The 249-nt window shown below is 53.4% G+C and carries 1 protein-coding gene; it reads right to left on the bottom strand.

The features are described 5' to 3' along the window. Positions 1-249: Ig-like domain-containing protein (locus ACH63V_RS18210; RefSeq protein ID WP_396464336.1), on the bottom strand; the 249-nt coding region annotated here is incomplete at both ends.

Raw genomic sequence — 249 nt, 5'->3', positions numbered from 1 at the left:
CGGTTGATCCCGCTTCTGCTGTACCTGTCACTGGATCAGTCGCATTGATTGGATCAAGAACCGGTGCAGTTGGAGCTGTGGTATCGATAGTCACCACTGCACCTGTTGTACCCACATTACCCGCAGGGTCGGTCGCTGTCACAGTTACGGTGTGTGGTCCATCGGTCAACACTGGAAGCGTATTGTCTGCAAGCGTCCAGGTACCGTTGCCGTTATTGACTGCTGGATAGTCTGTGCCATCTACAGTCA

The organism is Acinetobacter sp. ABJ-A23_2, assembly GCF_044538765.1.
Lineage (GTDB): Bacteria > Pseudomonadota > Gammaproteobacteria > Pseudomonadales > Moraxellaceae > Acinetobacter > Acinetobacter nosocomialis_A.
This window is presented reverse-complemented; position numbering and strand designations above follow the sequence as displayed.